The 18,748-nt window shown below is 63.0% G+C and carries 16 protein-coding genes; 7 read left to right on the top strand and 9 right to left on the bottom strand.

Translation table 11 applies throughout. The features are described from left to right. Positions 1-38 precede the first annotated feature (38 nt). Positions 39-1,262, bottom strand: coding sequence for a collagen-like triple helix repeat-containing protein (locus HOP58_RS21775; RefSeq protein ID WP_234255643.1), 1,224 nt, complete (start codon positions 1,260-1,262; stop codon positions 39-41). Between the two features lie 423 nt (positions 1,263-1,685). Here HOP58_RS21775 and HOP58_RS21770 point away from each other — a divergent pair, with 423 nt between their 5' ends. Further along, positions 1,686-2,525, top strand: coding sequence for a helix-turn-helix domain-containing protein (locus tag HOP58_RS21770; RefSeq protein ID WP_234261682.1), 840 nt, complete (start codon positions 1,686-1,688; stop codon positions 2,523-2,525). 109 nt (positions 2,526-2,634) lie between these two features. Here the strand turns inward: HOP58_RS21770 and rpsA are convergent, their stop codons facing one another. From rpsA to gyrA, 6 genes are all read right to left on the bottom strand, one after another. Further along, positions 2,635-4,311, bottom strand: a complete 1,677-nt coding sequence (rpsA, locus tag HOP58_RS21765; protein ID WP_010628804.1) for a 30S ribosomal protein S1 — start codon at positions 4,309-4,311, stop codon at positions 2,635-2,637. 178 nt (positions 4,312-4,489) lie between these two features. After that, positions 4,490-5,179 (bottom strand): (d)CMP kinase, encoded by a 690-nt coding sequence (cmk, locus tag HOP58_RS21760; protein ID WP_234255645.1) that lies wholly within the window; start codon positions 5,177-5,179, stop codon positions 4,490-4,492. Next, a complete protein-coding gene (locus tag HOP58_RS21755; RefSeq protein WP_234261681.1) occupies positions 5,176-7,455 on the bottom strand; it encodes a bifunctional prephenate dehydrogenase/3-phosphoshikimate 1-carboxyvinyltransferase in 2,280 nt (759 codons plus the stop codon). The genes cmk and HOP58_RS21755 overlap by 4 nt, the downstream gene beginning before the upstream one ends. A 29-nt stretch (positions 7,456-7,484) precedes the next feature. Further along, positions 7,485-8,576 carry a prephenate dehydratase gene (gene pheA / locus HOP58_RS21750; RefSeq protein ID WP_234261680.1) on the bottom strand — a complete coding sequence of 364 codons (1,092 nt, stop codon included), beginning with the start codon at positions 8,574-8,576 and terminating at the stop codon, positions 7,485-7,487. A gap of 3 nt (positions 8,577-8,579) precedes the next feature. Further along, positions 8,580-9,665 carry a 3-phosphoserine/phosphohydroxythreonine transaminase gene (gene serC, locus HOP58_RS21745; RefSeq protein WP_234261678.1) on the bottom strand — a complete coding sequence of 362 codons (1,086 nt, stop codon included), beginning with the start codon at positions 9,663-9,665 and terminating at the stop codon, positions 8,580-8,582. A gap of 176 nt (positions 9,666-9,841) precedes the next feature. Further along, a complete protein-coding gene (gene gyrA, locus HOP58_RS21740; RefSeq protein ID WP_234261677.1) occupies positions 9,842-12,580 on the bottom strand; it encodes a DNA gyrase subunit A in 2,739 nt (912 codons plus the stop codon). 235 nt (positions 12,581-12,815) lie between these two features. On the opposite strand from gyrA, the gene HOP58_RS21735 reads away from it, so the two are divergent. The 6 genes from HOP58_RS21735 to HOP58_RS21710 all read left to right on the top strand — a co-directional run bounded on the left by HOP58_RS21735 (position 12,816) and on the right by HOP58_RS21710 (position 17,751). Continuing rightward, positions 12,816-13,115: a hypothetical protein gene (locus HOP58_RS21735; protein ID WP_234255650.1), complete on the top strand. Its 300-nt coding sequence runs from the start codon at positions 12,816-12,818 to the stop codon at positions 13,113-13,115. Between the two features lie 90 nt (positions 13,116-13,205). Further along, the gene (locus HOP58_RS21730; protein WP_010628811.1) at positions 13,206-13,757 is read left to right on the top strand and encodes a CBS domain-containing protein; all 552 of its coding nucleotides are present in this window, start codon (positions 13,206-13,208) and stop codon (positions 13,755-13,757) included. Positions 13,758-13,904: 147 nt separating this feature from the next. After that, complete coding sequence (locus tag HOP58_RS21725; RefSeq protein ID WP_010628812.1) at positions 13,905-14,324, top strand: thioesterase family protein; 420 nt, start codon at positions 13,905-13,907, stop codon at positions 14,322-14,324. A gap of 108 nt (positions 14,325-14,432) precedes the next feature. Beyond that, positions 14,433-15,362 carry a recombination-associated protein RdgC gene (locus HOP58_RS21720; protein ID WP_010628813.1) on the top strand — a complete coding sequence of 310 codons (930 nt, stop codon included), beginning with the start codon at positions 14,433-14,435 and terminating at the stop codon, positions 15,360-15,362. A gap of 26 nt (positions 15,363-15,388) precedes the next feature. Continuing rightward, entirely contained in the window at positions 15,389-16,579 is a 1,191-nt protein-coding gene (locus HOP58_RS21715) for a 1-acyl-sn-glycerol-3-phosphate acyltransferase (RefSeq protein ID WP_010628814.1), read from the top strand. Next, a complete protein-coding gene (locus HOP58_RS21710; RefSeq protein ID WP_234261675.1) occupies positions 16,576-17,751 on the top strand; it encodes a cation diffusion facilitator family transporter in 1,176 nt (391 codons plus the stop codon). Before HOP58_RS21715 ends, HOP58_RS21710 begins: the two co-directional genes overlap by 4 nt. Here the strand turns inward: HOP58_RS21710 and HOP58_RS21705 are convergent. Both HOP58_RS21705 and HOP58_RS21700 read right to left on the bottom strand, forming a co-directional pair. Beyond that, the gene (locus tag HOP58_RS21705; protein WP_234261673.1) at positions 17,719-17,937 is read right to left on the bottom strand and encodes a hypothetical protein; all 219 of its coding nucleotides are present in this window, start codon (positions 17,935-17,937) and stop codon (positions 17,719-17,721) included. The genes HOP58_RS21710 and HOP58_RS21705 overlap by 33 nt on opposite strands. Then, the gene (locus HOP58_RS21700) at positions 17,934-18,560 is read right to left on the bottom strand and encodes a type VI immunity family protein (protein WP_234261671.1); all 627 of its coding nucleotides are present in this window, start codon (positions 18,558-18,560) and stop codon (positions 17,934-17,936) included. Before HOP58_RS21700 ends, HOP58_RS21705 begins: the two co-directional genes overlap by 4 nt. Positions 18,561-18,748 lie beyond the last annotated feature (188 nt).

Below are 18,748 nucleotides of genomic sequence, written 5' to 3'. Positions count from 1 at the left end.
GCGACCACTGCGCTGCATGCCTGACCCCACCATTGCGGTTAGCGGGAGCTTCCCAGCAGGCCACCCAGCAGCCCGCCCCCTTTCTTCCTGCCATCGCCCTCGGCAAGTAGACTACCGGTCAAGCCATCGACGGTACCGGTGACACCGCCAAGCAGACCTTTGTCGCCACCGAGAAGGCCGCCGCTTTGACTGCCACCAAGCAAGCTACCGGTCAGGCCATCGACGGTACCGGTGACACCACCGATCAGCCCTGAGTCGCCAGCGAGAAGACTGCCCTTCTGAGCACCACCAAGCAGCCCTGTATTGCCACCAAGCAAATTCCCTTCGTTAGCTGTATTACTCAACGGGCCTGTCCGCAGCAGGCCACCTTCGATGTTACTGTTGGCCGATAACAGGCCGCCGGTGTCAACGATCAGTTGGCCAGCTCCGGTAACCGTCGTACCGACACCTGCCAGTAGCGCATCACCACTTGCCAGATCATCGCCCAGCATTACCACTACACCGCCGACTTCCTGCAGCAAGTTACTGGCCGGCGGACCGACGACCAAGGCATCTCCCAAGTTTTGAGTGATCCCACCAAGATCGACGACAAGCGGCCTCACGACTGCGGTCAGCTCCGTCGTCAACCCGGCGAGATGAGCATTCTCATCGGTCAACGACAACGTCAGCGCATCCGCTGTAGCGGTTACCGTGCCTCCCAGCTCCTCGACGGTACCACCGAGACCGGTAAGCAACCCGGTGGCTTCATCGACCTGCAGGAATACCGGCAGCGTGTTGAGAGCCTCGACGGTGGTGCCAGCAGCCGATACCGCTTGCCCAGTGTGACCAACGGCGCCAGTCACGCCTGCCAGGGTAGTGCCCAAGGCATTGTCGTTTTCAGAAATATCGCCGAGGCCAGCTCCGATACCGTCTGCCAGGGTGTTAACGCCATCCCCCAAATGAATGACAACGTTGCCGCCACCATCGGTAATGGCTCCAACCAGCGGCGCATCAAGTTGAGTGACGGCATCTCCTACGGTGGCGATAGTATCTCCCAGCCCACCGGATGCCTCCGATGTACTCTGTGCAATTCGCTCGAGCCCGGAGCCGCCGCCACTACCATCGCCCACCCCGCCCGTACCACCATTACCGCCCCCCGGGCTCCCCGGGCCAGTAGCATTGCCAAGTGGCTGTGAGCTGGACGAAGTGCCACTGCAACCTGCCAGCAGGATGGCCGTTGTCAGGGCCGCCAACGGTAACAACCGATTCATTGCAACCATCATTTTTGTCTCCTTTCTTCCTTGGTCGTCAGGACATGATTGTTGTCATTGCCGCTTAGGCGAGATCGACGCCAAGCGGTAAATGCATCTCAACCCCGACAGTTCCTCCAGACTGTCGTGGGCAACGCCATAGCTCTGCAATCGAGCACTCACCCTCAATCGTTACACTTGATTACATTAATGAGTTCTTCCTACGTGTTGTAGTCAATCTCTTACGCTAGAGAATCCCGTACACCAGATAGCTCCTCCTTAAAGAAAGATTCGCATGCGAAATATTTTGCAATAATGAGATTTTAGGTAAAAAATGATTAGTAACTTTGCACTTTCGCTCACCCGCCCACCAGTCGTTCGTGCGGGGCATGGACGGGCGATATAAGCCACTCGCTTATTTTTACGAAGACCTTGGACTTACAGGGAGTTAGCCAAGTGAACTGCATCTCGCCGGCTGTGCGGTCTGCCGAGATCTGGCTGAGTGACAAAGCATCACACCGGGTGTCTATGCGCCACCTTGCCGATTATCTCGGTTATTCGGAGTCTCATTTGAGGCGTCTGTTCACGAACCATTTCGGCTATAGCCCAGGCCGTTATCGGGATCTCCTGCGCCTGGAGCGTGCCGCCATGCTATTAGCACGTACGCGCTTGCCGATCATAGAAATCGCCATTCAGTGCGGGTACTCGAGCCACCCGGTTTTTACCCGTGCATTTCGCCACAAGCATGGCAGCAGCCCGCGCACGTTCCGCCAACAATTTGAACATTACCAACAAGTTGCGATTTCCAGACTTCGTCAGGACGTCTTTGATTCCTGCCGTCCTCGCATCGTCAAGAACGCCAAGTATGAGCTTTACCTGGCTCGCCACTATGGCAAGCTCGATCTCAAAGCCCAGCAGCATACCTGGCTGCACTATACGCGCCGGACCCAGCTGTCTAGCCAACATCGATCGCTTATCCAGCCCGCCTGGATCTATCACGACGACCCTGACATCACCCCTGGCGAGCGCCTCAGAACGGATCTTGGCTACCGTGCCATGCATCCGTACTCTCTGCCAACAGAACGCTTTTTTCACCGCATCCGGATAGAGAGCAAGCGCGCGGTTACGGCACGCTTCGATAAGCCTACTGACATAGAACATTTGAGAACATACTTGACGTTGGTGTGGCTACCGCAACATGGGGAGAGCATCGATGGCAACGCGACCAGCGTACTGTTCGACGCTGCGGATGGCTGCTGCGGTTCCGGCACACTGACCATACCGCTTTTGCATTGACCTGATGGCAGCCTGCAGAAACAAGAACGCCGCCCCGTCTTTAACGAAGGGGCGGCGTTCTTGATTGAGCCTTGGCTCATCGGGCTCCGCGAACGGAGCCCGAGGACGATCAGTCCTGACCCATCTGCTGCTTGATCAGGTCGCCGATGGTGGTCGGGCCACCGCTCTCGACTTCCTGCTCGCGCAGTTTCTTCAGGTTCTGACGGGTGTCGTCCTGATCCTTGGCCTTGATCGACAGGTTGATCGCTCGGTTCTTGCGATCGACGTTGACGATGCGGGCTTCGACGGTGTCGCCTTCGCTCAGCACGTTGCGCGCGTCTTCGACGCGGTCGGCGCTGATCTCGGATGCCTTGAGCACGGCAACGACGTCAGTCGCCAGCTCGACGTGGGCTTCCTTGGCGTCGACTTCGATCACACGACCGGAGACGATGGAGCCCTTGTCGTTGACAGCCAGGTACTCAGCCACCGGGTCGGAGTCGAGCTGCTTGATGCCAAGCGAGATGCGCTCACGCTCCGGGTCGATGGAAAGGATGACGGCTTCGGCTTCGTCGCCCTTCTTGAAGCGGCGCACGGCTTCTTCGCCAGTCTCGGACCAGGAGAGGTCGGAGAGGTGAACCAGACCGTCGATACCGCCTTCCAGACCGATGAAGATACCGAAGTCGGTGATCGACTTGATGGTACCGGACACGCGGTCGCCCTTGTTGTACTGGGCGTTGAAGGTTTCCCACGGGTTAGCGGTGCACTGCTTGATACCCAGGGAGATACGACGACGCTCTTCGTCGATGTCGAGGATCATGACATCCACTTCGTCGCCGATGTTGACGACCTTGGACGGGTGGATGTTCTTGTTGGTCCAGTCCATTTCGGAGACGTGAACCAGACCTTCGACACCCTCTTCCAGCTCGGCGAAGCAGCCGTAGTCGGTGAGGTTGGTGACGCGGGCCTGAACGACGGTACCCTCGGGGTAACGCTCGGTGATGCTGACCCACGGATCTTCGCCCAGCTGCTTCAGACCCAGGGAGACGCGGTTGCGCTCGCGGTCGAACTTCAGCACCTTGACGTTGATCTCGTCGCCCACGGCAACGATTTCGCTCGGATGCTTGATGCGCTTCCAAGCCATGTCGGTGATGTGCAGCAGACCATCGACGCCGCCCAGGTCGACGAAGGCGCCGTAGTCGGTGAGGTTCTTGACGATACCGACGATCTGCTGGCCTTCCTGCAGGGTGGCGAGCAGCGCTTCACGCTCGGCGCTGTTCTCGGCTTCGAGCACGGCGCGGCGGGAAACGACAACGTTGTTGCGCTTCGGGTCGAGCTTGATGACCTTGAAGTCGAGTTCCTTGTGCTCGAGATGCGTGGTGTCGCGCACCGGACGCACGTCGACCAGGGAACCCGGGAGGAATGCACGGATGGAGTCGATGTCGACGGTGAAGCCGCCCTTGACCTTGCCGTTGATCACGCCCTTGACGATTTCTTCTTTCTCGAAGGCCGCTTCCAGAATCTTCCACGCCTCGGCGCGCTTGGCCTTCTCGCGAGACAGACGGGTCTCGCCGAAACCGTCTTCGACGGCTTCCAGGGCAACGCTGACTTCGTCGCCGACGGCGATGGTGAGCTCGCCGTTATCGTCGCGGAACTGCGCCGCGGGAATCTGCCCTTCAGACTTCAGGCCGGCATTGACGGTGACCCAGTCACCTTCGATGTCGACGACGGTAGCCGTGACGATGGCGCCCGGCTCCATGTTGATGTCCTGCAGTGACTGTTCAAACAGTTCAGCAAAGCTTTCGCTCATGATTTTCCTACGTGATCAACGGTGTTGAGGCGTTGCCGCCTTCTCCGCACCACCAGCGAGTGCGGGCCTTATTTACCAAACCCCCGAGGATGTTAGCGCTGGTTGGACCTGGCCGGGCTTGCAAGAATTTAGTGCCCGACCATGCCATGACATCCGTTCAAGGGCGCCGCAAGGGAGATCAAGTCTCGGGGACGAGGCCACGCTGGGCCAGCCACTCCGTCAACCGTTCCACCACTTCCGGTATACTCAGGCTCGTGGTATCAAGCGTTATGGCGTCATCGGCCGGCTTGAGTGGAGCCACGCTGCGCTGCATGTCGCGTGCATCGCGTGCCTGAATTTCCTTCAAAAGACTCGATAGACTAGCACTGACCCCCGCCTCCTGCAACTGAAGGTGGCGCCTGCGCGCCCGTTCCTCAGGGCTCGCAGTGAGGAAAACCTTCAGCTCTGCGTCGGGGAAAACCACGGTGCCCATGTCGCGACCGTCGGCCACCAGACCGGGGGCCTGACGGAAGTCGCGCTGACGCTGCAGCAGCGCCTGACGCACGCCATTCAACGCCGCTACCTGAGAAGCGGCGTCGCCCACCTGCTCGGTGCGGATCTCGCGGCTGACGTCGTCGCCTTCGAGCAGCACGCGGGTGCTCTCCGCCTCGGCGACAAACACCACGTCGAGACCGGCAGCAACCCGTTCCAGCGCGGCTTCGTCATCCAGCGCCACGCCGTGGCGCTGGGCCGCCAGCGCGGTCAGCCGGTACAGCGCACCGCTGTCGAGCAGATGCCAGCCCAGGCGCTCGGCGACCAGACGGCTGATGGTGCCCTTGCCGGCACCACCGGGTCCATCGAGGGTCAGCACCTTGGCCGTTTCGCTCATGCTCTTTCCTCTGTATTTCCGGCATCCTCTTCTTCGACGTGCAGGCCGACCGTTCGCGCCAGCTCGGTGAAGCCGGGGAACGAGGTAGCCACGTTGGCGCAGTCGTCGATGACGATCTCCTCGCCGGCCCGCAGCGAGGCCACCACGAACGACATGGCGATGCGGTGGTCGCCCAGACTGTCGATGCGCCCGCCGCCGTAGGCGACTTCACGCTCGCCGGCGCCGACGATGTCGATGCCGTCCTCGAGCACGGTGTGCTCGACGCCCAAGGTTGCCAGGCCGTCGGCCATGGCCTGGATGCGGTCGGACTCCTTGACCCGCAGCTCCTCGGCGCCACGCAGGCGCGTGGTGCCGGTGGCGCAGGCGGCGGCGACGAACAGCGCCGGGAACTCGTCGATGGCCAGCGGCACCTGGTCGAGGGGGATGTCGATACCCTTGAGCGGCGCGTAGCGGATGTGCAGATCGGCCACCGGCTCGCCGCCCACCTCGCGCTCATTGGTGAGGTGCAGGTCGGCGCCCATCAGCTTGAGGATGTTGATCACGCCGATGCGCGTGGGGTTGATGCCCACGTGCTCGAGAATCAGATTGGAGCCCGGGGTGATCGCCGCCGCCACCAGGAAAAAGGTAGCCGAGGAGATGTCGGAGGGCACGTCGATGGGAGCGGCGGTGAGCTTGCCGCCACCATTGAGCCAGCAGGTGTCGCCCTCGCGGTGTACCTCATAGCCGAAGCCGGCCAGCATGCGCTCGGTGTGGTCGCGGGTGGGCGCCGGCTCGCGCACGCGGGTCTCGCCTTCGGCATAGAGCCCGGCGAGCAGCAGGCACGACTTTACCTGGGCGCTGGCCATGGGCATGTCGTAGTTGATGCCCTTGAGCTTCTGGCCGCCGTGGATCTTCAGCGGCGGACGCCCGCCTTCGGCGGTGTCGATCTTCGCACCCATCACACGCAGCGGGTCGGCCACGCGACCCATTGGGCGCTTGGTCAGCGAGGCGTCGCCGATCAGTTCGGTGTCGAAGGCCTGGCCCGCCAGCAGCCCGGCGAACAGGCGCATGGCGGTACCGGCGTTGCCCACGTAGAGCGGCCCGGCCGGCGCCTTGAGCCCGTGCATGCCGACGCCGTGCACGGTAACGCGCCCTTGGTGCGGCCCTTCGATGGCCACGCCCATCTCGCGGAACGCCTGCAGGGTGGCGAGGCTGTCTTCCCCTTCCAGAAAGCCCTTCACTTCGGTCACGCCTTCGGCCAGGGCGCCCAGCATGATCGAGCGATGGGAGATCGACTTGTCGCCCGGTACGCGAATGCGCCCGGCCACGCGGCCACCGGGCGCGGCCCGGAAGGTGAGCTTGCCTTGTTGTTGCATCTGGTATTCCACCTGATAACTGGTCTGGTTCAGGAGAGAGTCGAAGTAGTGTCGTGCATGGCTGGCACGGTCGAAGATGGAGAGCATAGCATCGCCGTCGCCCGCTTCCACGGCCTGGCGCAGCCGCCCCAGACCGGCCTCGAAATCGTCGAGAGAGGACAGCACGGCGTCGCGGTTGGCGGTGAAGATGTCGCGCCACATGACCGGGTCGCTGCCGGCGATGCGGGTGAAGTCGCGAAAGCCGCCGGCGGCGTAGCGAAAGATCTCCAGCCGTTCGTCCTGGCGCGCCAGGGTGTCTACCAGCGAGAAGGCGAGCAGGTGCGGCAGGTGGCTGGTACGTGCCAGCACCTGATCGTGGCGCTCAACGTCCATCTCCAGCACTTCGGCGCCGCAGGCACGCCACAGCGTCTGCACCCGGGCCACGGCGGCCGGGGCGGTTTCTCGGGTCGGGGTGAGGATCACCTTGTGTCTGACGTAGAGCTGCGGGTTCGAAGCCGCCACGCCGCTCTTCTCCGAGCCGGCGATGGGATGCCCCAGCACCAGCCCCGCCGGCAGCTCGCCGAAGGCTGCCAGTGCGCAGTCGCGCACCGCCGCCTTGGTGCTGCCGACGTCGGTGATGACGACCCGCGGCGCGGTACCGCTCAACGCCTCGCGTGGCAGCAGGTCGGCGAGCTCTTGCATCACGCTGCGCATGGCCAGTACCGGCACCGCCAGCACGATCAGGGTAGCGCCTTCCACCAGCGACGCGAGGCGGGTGTCGCCGTGGTCGATCAGGCCCATTTCGATGCCGCGGGCGATTTCGCCGGCATCCGGATCGCAGGATTGGATGGTACCCGCATAGCCGACAGCACGCAGCGCGGCGGCCAACGAGCCGCCGATCAGCCCCAGGCCGACGATCAGGATCCGTGTTTCGTTCGGCATTACGCTCGGGTTGTTACGCTCCACCACGCTTACAGCACGCCTACGGGGTAGGAGCCGAGCACCTTGAGCTCGGAGGCGCGCAAACGCACCTCCTCGAGCACCGCGGCGACACGCGGTTCATCCACGTGACCCTTGAAGTCGATGAAGAACACGTAGTTCCACACGCCGGTGCGCGAGGGCCGTGTCTCCAGACGAGTCAGGTCGATGGAGTGACGATGGAAGGGCTCGAGCAGGTCGTGCAGCGCGCCGGGCTGGTTGCGCATGGCCACCACGATGGATGTCTTGTCCTCGCCCGACATCGGTACGTGCTGGCTGCCGATGATCAGGAAGCGCGTGGAGTTGTCGGGGCGATCCTCGATCTTCTCGGCAACCTTCTCCAGACCGTAGAGCTTGGCCGCCATGTCGCCGGCAATCGCCGCGCTGTGCCACTCGCCCTTGATCATCTTGGCCGCTTCGGCGTTGGACGACACCGGCACCCGCTCGGCCCGCGGATAGTGAGCGTCGAGCCACTTGCGGCACTGCGCCAGCGACTGCGGATGGGAGTAGACCCGCGAGACCTTGTCGCGCAAGGTGGTGTCGGCCACCAGCAGATGGTGGTGAATGCGCAGCACCACCTCGCCGCAGATGCGGATCGAGGAGTCCATGAACGAATCGAGGGTGTGGCTGACCACGCCTTCGGTGGAGTTCTCCACCGGCACCACGCCGTAGTTGACGGCGCCGGCCTCCACTTCGCGGAAGACCTCGTCGATGGCCGCCATCGGCATGCTCACCGCGCTGGCACCGAAGTGCTTGAGGGCGGCCTGCTGAGTGAAGGTACCCTCCGGGCCGAGATAAGCCACCTTGGTGGGCTGTTCCAGCGCCAGGCAGGCGGACATGATCTCGCGGAACAGCCGCGCCATCTCTTCGCTGTTGAGCGGCCCCTGGTTGAGCTCCATGATCCGCCGCAGCACCTGGGCCTCACGCTCGGGGCGGTAGAACACGGCGCCCTTGTCGCTCTTGGTCTTGACCTCGGCGACCTGCTTGGCACACTCGGCGCGGGCACTGATCAGGCGCAGGATGTCGTTGTCGATCTCGTCGATGCGCTGGCGCAGCGTATCGAGATTGTTGGGGCTATCGGTCATGGCTTATCCCCTGCGTTGCTCGAAGTCGGCCATGAAGTCGATCAAGGTATCGACGGCCGCTTCGGGTACGGCGTTGTAGAGGCTTGCCCGCATGCCGCCGACGCTGCGATGGCCCGCGAGGTTGAGCAGCCCGGCTTGTTCGGCTTCGGCCAGGAACGTCTTGTCGAGGCTGGCGTCGGCCAGTACGAAGGGCACGTTCATGCGCGAGCGGTTGCGCGGCGCGATGGGGTTGGAATAGAAGCCGCTGGCGTCGATGGCCGCGTAGAGCTTGGCCGCCTTGCGCGCGTTGATCGTCGCCATGGCCTCGAGCCCGCCGATGTCGTGCTTGAGCCACTGAAACACCAGCCCCGCCAGATACCAGGCGTAAGTGGGCGGCGTATTGACCATGGAACCCGCTTCGGCCATGGCCTGGTAGTCGAACAGGCTGGGAATGCGCGGGCAGCGCCGGTCGAGCAGGTCGTCGCGCACCAGCACTAGGGTGAGGCCGGCAGGGCCGATGTTCTTCTGCGCCCCGGCGTAGATCACGCCGAAACGCGACACGTCGAGCGGTTCGGCCAGGATGCTGGAGGAGTAGTCGCACACCAGCGGCACGCCGACGTCGGGGATATAATCGAACTCCAGCCCGCCAATGGTCTCGTTGGCGGTGTAGTGCAGGTAGGCGGCATCGGCGGAGAGTGCGATGTCGGCCTGGGTCGGCACTTCGCTGTGCCCGCTGGGCTCGCTGGAGCCGGCCATGTGCACGTCAAAGCCCAGATGCTTGGCTTCCGCCAGCGCCTTCTTGCCCCAGATGCCGGTATACAGGAAGTTGGCGCTGCCCCCCTGCCCCAGCAGGTTCATCGGTACCATGGAGAACTGCAGGCTGGCGCCGCCCTGCAGGAACAGCACCTTGTAGTTCTCGGGCACGGCGAGCAGTTCGCGCAGGTCGGCCTCGGCCTGCTCGGCGATGGCGACGAACGCGGGCGAGCGGTGGCTCATCTCCATGACCGAGAGCCCACGGCCCTGGTAGTCGAGCAGCTCTTCCCTTGCGCGTTCCAGCACCGGGGTGGGCAGCGCCGCGGGACCGGCGCAGAAATTATAGTGGCGTGTCATCAGCGTGGTGTTCCGTTCTACTCATGTCGTGGCCAGGCGAGATGAGCGCCGGGGACAAGCCGTAGCGAGGGTTTTTTGCCATGGATGGCAAAAATAGCGCCCAGGGATGGGTTCACAGCGCCCTCGCGAGGCTTGTCGCCGGAACAGCTCATCGCTTTCCGGTAATGCAAACGCGCTTATTCGTCGTTCTGGCTCTCTTCTACGCCGCCGCTCTCGTCCGCATCCGGCCCACTCTGCAGCTCGGCGTTCGGCGCGTTCTCAGCTTCACCCTCAGCGCCATCCTCGGGCTCGCCCTCCACCCCATTTTCAGGCTCGTCGATACGCACGGTCTTGACCAGCTTCTCGTCATTGCCCAGGCGGATCAGCATTACGCCCTGAGTGTTGCGCGAGGTGATCGAGACCTCGTCGACGCGGGTACGCACCAGGGTGCCCCGGTCGGTGATCAGCATCATCTCGTCGGCGGAGTAGACCTGCATGGCGGCAACCAGAGAGCCGTTGCGCTCGCTGGTCTGCATGGCGATAACGCCCTGGCCGCCACGACCGCGCAGCGGGAACTCCTCGAGCCGGGTGCGCTTACCGTAACCGTTCTCGGAGGCGGTGAGGATGTAGATCTGGCCGCCGTTGCCGTTCTCCAGCGGCGCGCCCTCTTCACCTTCCACCTCGCTGTCGGCATCGGCGTCGATCTGCTGGCTCTTGGGAATGATCAGGCTGATCACCTCGGCGTCGCCCAGCAGCTTCATGCCGCGTACGCCGCGAGCGGTACGACCCATGGCGCGCACGTTGCTCTCTTCGAAGCGAATCGCCTTGCCGTTGGACGACAGCATCATCACATGGTCGTTACCCGACGTGATGGCGGCACCCACCAGGCGGTCGCCCTCTTCAATGTCGATGGCGATCAGGCCGACGCTACGCGGACGCGAGAACTGGTCGAGGCTGGTGCGCTTGACCGTGCCCTTGGCGGTGGCGAAGAAGATGTAGCAATCCGGACGGTAGTCCTTCACCGGCAGGATGGCATTGATCGCCTCGCCTTCGTCCAGCGGCAGCAGGTTGACCAGCGGCTTGCCGCGGGAACCACGGCTGGCGGCGGGCATCTCGTAGACCTTGAGCCAGTACACCTTGCCCTTGTTGGAGAACAGCAGCACGGTGTCGTGGGTGGAGGCCACCAGCAGATGCTCGATGACGTCCTCGTCCTTCATGGCGGTGGCCGACTTGCCGCGACCGCCGCGACGCTGGGCCTGGTAGTCGGAGAGCGGCTGGGTCTTGGCGTAGCCGGTACGCGAGACCGTGACCACCATGTCCTCCTCGGCAATCAGATCCTCGATGGAGAGGTCGAGGTGGCTGGCCTGGATCTCGGTGCGGCGCGGGTCGGCGAACTGATCGCGCACGGCCATGAGTTCTTCGCGGATGACCTCGAGCAGACGCTCGCTGGAAGCCAGAATGGCCATCAGCTCGGCGATCTTCTCCAGAATGCCCAGGTATTCGTCGAGCAGCTTCTCAGTCTCGAGGCCGGTCAGGCGGTGCAGGCGCAGTTCGAGGATGGCCTGGGCCTGGGCCGGCGAGAGACGGTACTCGGTACCGGTGGTGTTGAGGCCGAAGCCCTCTTCCAGCTCTTCCGGCTTGCATGAGGTAGCACCGGCACGCTCGAGCATGGCGGTGACCTGACCCGGCGGCCACACCTTGTCGAGCAGCTTTTCCTTGGCCTCGGCGGCGCTCGGCGAGGCCTTGATCAGCTCGATCACCTCGTCGATGTTGGAGATGGCCACGGCCAAGCCTTCGAGGATGTGGCCACGCTCGCGGGCTTTCTTCAATTCGTACAGGGTGCGCCTGGTGACGACCTCACGGCGGTGACGAATGAAGGCTTCGAGGATTTCCTTGAGGTTGAGGATCTTCGGCTGTCCATCCTCGATGGCCACCATGTTGATGCCGAAGACGTTCTGCAGCTGGGTCTGGGCGAACAGGTTGTTGACCACCACCTCGCCGGACTCGCCGCGCTTGACCTCGATCACCACCCGCAGGCCGTCCTTGTCGGACTCGTCGCGCAGCTCGGCGATGCCTTCGATCTTCTTGTCCTTGACCAGCTCGGCGATCTTCTCGATCAGCCGCGCCTTGTTCACCTGGTACGGCAGCTCGGTGACGATGATGTGGTCGCGGCCGCTCTTCTCGTGGTACTCGATGGTGTGGCGAGCACGCACATAGATGCGCCCGCGGCCGGTGCGGTAGGCCTCGAGGATGCCGGCACGGCCGTTGATGATGCCCGCAGTGGGGAAATCGGGGCCGGAGATGTACTCCATCAGGTCGTCGACGGTGAGGGTGTAGTCGTCGATCAGCGCCAGACAGCCGTCGATCACCTCGCCCATGTTGTGGGGCGGGATGTTGGTGGCCATACCCACGGCGATGCCCGAGGAGCCGTTGATCAGCAGGTTGGGAACCTTGGTCGGCAGCACCTCGGGAATACGCTCGGTGCCGTCGTAGTTGTCGACCCAGTCGACGGTGTCCTTGTCGAGATCGGCCAGCAGCTCGTGAGCCAGCTTGGCCATGCGCACCTCGGTGTAACGCATGGCAGCGGCGCTGTCGCCGTCGATGGAGCCGAAGTTGCCCTGGCCGTCGACCAGCACGTGGCGCATGGAGAAGTCCTGCGCCATACGCACGATGGTGTCGTAGACTGCGCTGTCACCGTGGGGGTGGTATTTACCGATGACATCGCCCACCACACGGGCCGATTTCTTGTAGGCTTTGTTCCAGTCGTTGCCAAGCTCGTGCATGGCGAACAGTACGCGCCTGTGCACCGGCTTGAGGCCATCGCGCACGTCCGGTAGCGCGCGGCCGATGATTACGCTCATCGCGTAGTCGAGGTACGACTGCTTCAGTTCGTCCTCGATGTTGACTGGCAGAATCTCTCTGGCGATGTCACCCATGGGTCGTCGAATCCTTTGCGCTACAACGGTTTGGTGCGCTCTTCTAGCCAAGCCGTGGCCGAGGCATGGCGCGCCATTACAGCCTGCCATCATACCACTCCACACGGCACAAAGGCAGCTTGCGTAACGCCCCGCGCCAATCCCGCATCGCTCATTCCTTATTCGCGACGGTAGCCATCCCGACTCTCTTGGGCTAGCTTGTGTGGGTCAAGGCCCCCTTATAGATAGAGGCCCAATGCAAAGACTTCTGCTGATCGCTCTCACCGCCCTGATCGTAGGGCTGCCGAACCTGGCCTCACAGGCGGTCGAGAATGGCTTTGAAGGTCCTGCCAAGTCACTGGCAGGGCTCGCGCATCACGACGTTTCCCTCGGACTGTCGTCATTCGATGCGGACACCGACGACACCGGACTCGAGTCGCTTGCCACCCTCGGCACTCGACTCCTCACCCACCCCGGCGTTGCGCTAGGCATCTCCGCGCTCGCCTGTCAGCAGCTCGCACTGCCGCCTGCCCGCGCCCCACCGCACTGCCTCTGATCGCTCGACTGGAAACCTGGCTCGTCTCGGGCCTTCATATTCGATCGTTTCGCATCCATTGGATGTCAGCGCTTTCAGAGGTTTTGCACGATGAAAACACTCCCTCTCTCCCGACTCGACACCGCCGACCACCTGGTCACTCCTCAAGCCTTCTCCGATATCGACGAGCACTCCCCGGCCCTGAGCCTGATGACCGATTTTCGCCAGCATTGGCCACACGCCGTCAGTGTCTCGGCCCCGGCGCTCGAGGTGGCCAGGCAGATGAAGGCGGAAGGTGTGAGCGGCAAGCTGGTCATCGATCGCCAGCGTGAACTGGTCGGCATGCTGACCCTCGAGAGACTCTCGGAGCAGAGCATCCTGGTGGCCTTGCACCGTCTCGGCATCGACCGCAGCAGCCTGACCGCCGGCGATCTGATGCAGCCCCGGGCCGCCATGCCCGTCGTGGATTACGAGGCCGTTGCCAGCGCCACTGTCACCGACCTGGTGGCCACACTGCGCGAGGCCGGCGAGCCCTACTGTCTGGTCAGAGATGCCGAGCACCATATCCGCGGGTTGTTCTCGGTGAGTGAACTCTCCGAACGGTTGCATCGCCGGCTCTCGGTCAAGCCAAAGGCCTCCATCATTGAGGTCCTCAAGGCCTGAACCACGCAAGGCGGGGGCGGCCATGGCCGCCCCTTTCCCTTCTCGCAAAAATAAAACAATCGTTTGCTTGATACTGATGAGGGTGACTAGAATCCAAAGCGTTCATTGTTTGAGCTGCCCCCTTATTACTGCGAGAAGGAGCACCGGATGGATCCCCGCATCTCCCGCATTTCACTGCGTGTACGCGGCTACCACCTCGATGGTTATGGCCACGTCAACAACACCCGTTACCTGGAGTTTCTCGAAGAGGGACGCTGGGCCTACTTCGACGAACACCCTGAACTCAGCACCTCGTTTCAGCGAGCCGGCATCGGGCTCGTAGCCGTCAATATCAATATCGATTACTGTGCCGCGGCCGTTGCGGGTGACGACCTTGAGGTACACAGCCGGCTTTCCGCCATCGGCAACCGCAGTGGGAAGATGACCCAGGAAATCCATCGCAGCAGCGACGATACCCTGGTCAGCCGGGCCACCATCACCTTCGTCCTGCTCGATATGCAAGCCAACCAGCCTTTGCTCATCGAAGGACCGCTGCGAGACGAATTGTCTGCCCTCGTCCTGGAGTGAAGCCTGAATATCTAACGAGCGTTCGAGCGAATCATAGATCACAAGGCCACTGGAACCCTGCCTGCCCCTTCGCCATAATATGCGTCCTTTACGCTCAGGGAACGCACTATGTGGTTCAAGCACTTGCACCTTTACCGCCTGCACGGGGCGGCGACGATCCCCGCCGCCAACCTTGAAGAGGCCCTGGCCGAACAGGCGGCACGTACGCCCGGCAGCCAGGAAGCCAGGCGCGTGGGATGGTGCCCGCCCGCGGGGCGCGCCGGCACCGCGCTGTTGCACGAACTGCAGGGGCAGCGCCTGATGACCATGCTGCGCCATGAGCGCCTGCTGCCTGCCGGCGTGGTGCGCGAGGAAGTGGAAGAGCGCAGCGCCGAGATCGAGGCCCGCGAGGGGCGCAAGCTGCGCCGTCAGGAGAAGCAGGAACTCAAGGAGCAGGTTTACGAAGAGCTGCTGCCACGCGCCTTCGTACGCAGCCAGAAAGTCGACCTTTGGTGGGATACCCGTCGCGATCTGATTGCGGTGAACACCAGCTCGCGTAAACGTGCCGAAGAAGCGCTCGACCTGCTGCGCGAAACCTTGGGCAGCCTCAAGGTGACCCCGCTCTCCGCTCAAACCCTGCCCATGCGCGCCATGACCCAATGGCTTGCCGACGAGAATTCACGCCCCGCCGCGCTGCAGTTGGGCGATCAGGTGGAACTCAAGGCCAAGGGCGACGACGGTGTGCTGCGCGCCCGCCAGGTGGATCTCGACAGCGACGAAATCCAGCAGCTGCTGGCGACGGGCAAGCAGGCCAGCCGCCTGGCCATCGAAGTTGAAGGCCGCCTGGCTTACGTGCTGCACGACGATCTGACGCTGAAATCCCTGCGGTTCAGTGACGCACTGATCGACGAGGCCAGCGAAACCGAGGACGATGGCGATGCCATCGTGCGCCTCGAAGCCGATTTCATGCTGATGACACAGGCCCTGGCCGAAGAGGTAGAGCGTCTGATCGACTGGCTCGGCGGCGAAGCCAATGGCGCTGCGCAGGCAAGTGCATGACCGAATCCGGTAACCAAGAAGAACCGATGACCGAGAATCCGACTGGCGCAACGCCCACCGATCCCTGGGCGGATATCCGACCCTATCGCGATGATGAAGTGGCCGCGGTACTGGCGAATCTGGCCAGCAACCGCGAGCTGCTCGATGCTCTGACCCGCTACCGGCTGCCGCGCTTGAGCCGTACGCTGCCGTGGCTGGCCCGCGCCCTGGCCTCCTATGCCATCCGTCGGGAAACCCGCGGGGTGGCCAGCGTGCACGATTTCCAGATGCGCGTTGCCTATTACATGAACCGCATGATCCGTACCTCGACCGACGATTTTCGCGTCGAGGGGCTGGAGAACCTGAACGCGGACACGGCCTATCTGTTCATCGGTAACCACCGCGATATCTCGCTGGACCCGGCCTTCGTCAACTTCGCCCTGCACCAGGCGGGTCGCGACACCGTGCGCATCGCCATCGGCGACAACCTGCTCAAGAAGCCCTACGTTACCGATCTGATGCGGCTCAACAAGAGCTTCATCGTGCCACGCGCACTGCGCGGCAAGCGCGCCATGCTGGCGGCCTACCAGAACCTCTCGAGCTACATTCGTCACTCCATCGTCGAGGATAACCACTCGATCTGGATGGCCCAGCGCGAGGGGCGCGCCAAGGACGGGATCGACCGTACCGACCCGGCGATCATCAAGATGCTGACCATGGCGCACCGTATGGAACAGCGCAACGCCCCCATCGGCGAAGCCATTGCCGAACTGCGCATGGTGCCGGTCTCGATCAGCTACGAGTACGACCCCTGCGACTTGCAGAAGGCCCGCGAGCTGCACGCCGTACATAGCCAGGGGAGCTACGCAAAGAGCGAGTTCGAGGATATCCAATCCATCGTGGCCGGCATCACCGGCCACAAGGGGCGCGTGGAGCTGCGCTTCGGCGAACCGCTGGGCGCCGGCTTCGACACCCCCGAAGCCGTGGCCGCCGAGATCGACCGTCAGGTGATCGGCGGCTATCGCCTCTTCCCCAGCCACTACCTGGCGCTGGAAGCCCTGAGCGATGCGCCGGAGCTGCTGGACCTGAGCGAGGTCAGCGACGTGGACCGGGCCCGCTTCCAAGCCCGCCTGAACGAGGTTCCGTCCGAGCTGCGCAGTTGGTGGCTAGCCCAGTACGCCAACCCGGTGCGCAACAAGGCAGCCCAGCTCGCCGGCCACGACCTGGGAGAGACGTGAGCGCGCACCCTCACCCGCCGCTCGACCGCGGCGCCCAGACCCGCGAGGCCCATCGGGTCACGCTGATCGGCGCCGTGGTGGACCTTACCGTCGGCCTGCTCAAGCTGATTACCGGCCTGCTGGTGGGCTCCGCCGCCCTGATAGCCGACGGCATTCACTCCTTCTCCGACCTGGTGACAGACGGCTTCGTGATGGCAGCGACCCATTACGGGCGCCAGGAGCCGGACAGCGACCACCCCTACGGCCATGGCCGCATCGAGACGCTGGCCACCCTGGCGCTGGGTAGCGTGCTGATCTTCGTGGCCGGTGGTATTGCCTGGGCCAGCCTCATGCGCCTGCTGGGCGGCGAACCTTTCGCCGCACCCGGATTGTGGGCCATCGGCGTGGCCGTGGTGGCATTGATCGCCAAAGAGTGGATATTTCGCTACACCCTGCGTGTGGCGAAGCGGGTGAAATCGCGCCTGCTCGAGGCCAACGCCTGGCACTCCCGCTCCGATGCGCTCTCCACCGTGGCGGTGCTGATCGGCCTGGTGGCGGCCCAGTTCGGCGCCGGCTGGGTCGACGCCGTGGCCGCCATTCTAGTCGGCATCATGGTCGGTCAGGTGGGTTGGCGCCTGCTGTGGGAGTCGAGCCGCGAGTTGATCGACACCGCTCTGCCCGAAGCCGACCAGCAAAAGATGAAAGACATCGCCGAAACCATACCGGGGGTGGAAAGCGTTCACGACCTACGCACACGCTCACTGGGCAGCCAGGTCGTGCTCGACTTGCACATCGTGGTGCCGCCACGGCTTACCGTCTCCGAAGCCCACGAGATCGGCAACGCCGTGAGCCGACAACTGCGCAGTGCTTTCCCCGACCTGGCCGACGTGACCTTCCACATCGACCCAGAGGACGACTCCGAACAGATCGAGCACAGCCTGCGCCCCGGCCTGCCTCTGCGCCGCGACGTGGAAGGCATGCTCGACGACGCCTGGCACGACTGCCAAGTGTGGCAACAGCGTGTCGCCCTCGACCTGCACTACCTCGCCGAACAGATCGACGTCTCGGTCTACGTACGCCAACTGCCGCCCGGCCAAAGCCTGGAAGACGCCGCCCGCGAACTGCGCGAAGCCTCGCAGGAACTGGCTTGGGTGGGCAGGCTAAGAGTGTGGCAAGGGCCGGGCAAGGGGTAAGGCTTTACAGATTGTCCGACCCCAGAACGGCGTGATATCCGATTGCAGCGACCAGTCGCCGTCGCGACAGATCACCCGAGTGGCCGTGTCCGCGATCTCCACCCGCTCCAGTTCGATATCGGGGAAGAGCTGCTTGGGAACCCACTCCAGGGCAAACGTTTCGCCGCTCGCTGTTGGCTCGCTCATGGCTGACCTCCCTGCGGGCTGAAGCGCGCCAGCCAGGCCTGATACTCGTGGGCGTCGAAGCGCTTTTCGTGCCGATAGCTAGGAGAAAGGATTGGGTGAATTCCCTGATGATCCTTGATGCGAACCGGCTCGATAATGGCGGCGACACGTCGGTAGTCGGACAAGGCGGCATCGAGGTCCGGGTTTTCGTTATCGCCGAGCTGCGGCATGGGGCCGGCGCGCAGGATGGCGCCGCCGTCATAGTCCAGCACCGGCAGGTCATCCATCTCGGCCTTGACATGCTCAAGGCCACCCAGGCGCTCCAACCAAGAATCGGAGAGAATGGTCAACCAGTCGACGCCTTTGGGGCCGCGATGTAGGTTTAAGGAATGCGTGGTAAATTTATTAATTTGCAATCCAGGAAAACGCTGGCCAAATCTGTATTCGAGAATTACCGCCTCATCGCTTTTTTCGTAGCCAAAAGAGCGGCCAAGCCAAAAACCGGCATAGCCATGCTCGGGCTTTAGCTTGTCACACCAGCGCTGTACCAGAGCGGGTAGCTTTTCCTCCCGCTCGATAAAGAAATCGATAGGGAACTGGCAGTATAGATAGCTGATGTTGTCGTTATGACCTGTCCCCAGCACGACGAAACTATGGTTATCCGCATCACTACGCAGCTTGCCGCCATGATAGGCAAACTCCCACTCGCCGCGGAGCTATGGTGATTTCTGGTGTATGGGAGGAGGTAGGAAGGGTGGCGTATCCTGTTGATTGATCACGACCAAGATCTCAATCAACATGAGTGGATACGCCATGACCGATTCTACCCTCC

Source organism: Halomonas sp. MCCC 1A11062 (assembly GCF_021404355.1).
In the GTDB taxonomy this organism is placed as follows: domain Bacteria; phylum Pseudomonadota; class Gammaproteobacteria; order Pseudomonadales; family Halomonadaceae; genus Halomonas; species Halomonas aerodenitrificans.
Note: the sequence above shows the minus strand (reverse complement) of the source record. Positions and strands in the feature narration are given on the sequence as shown.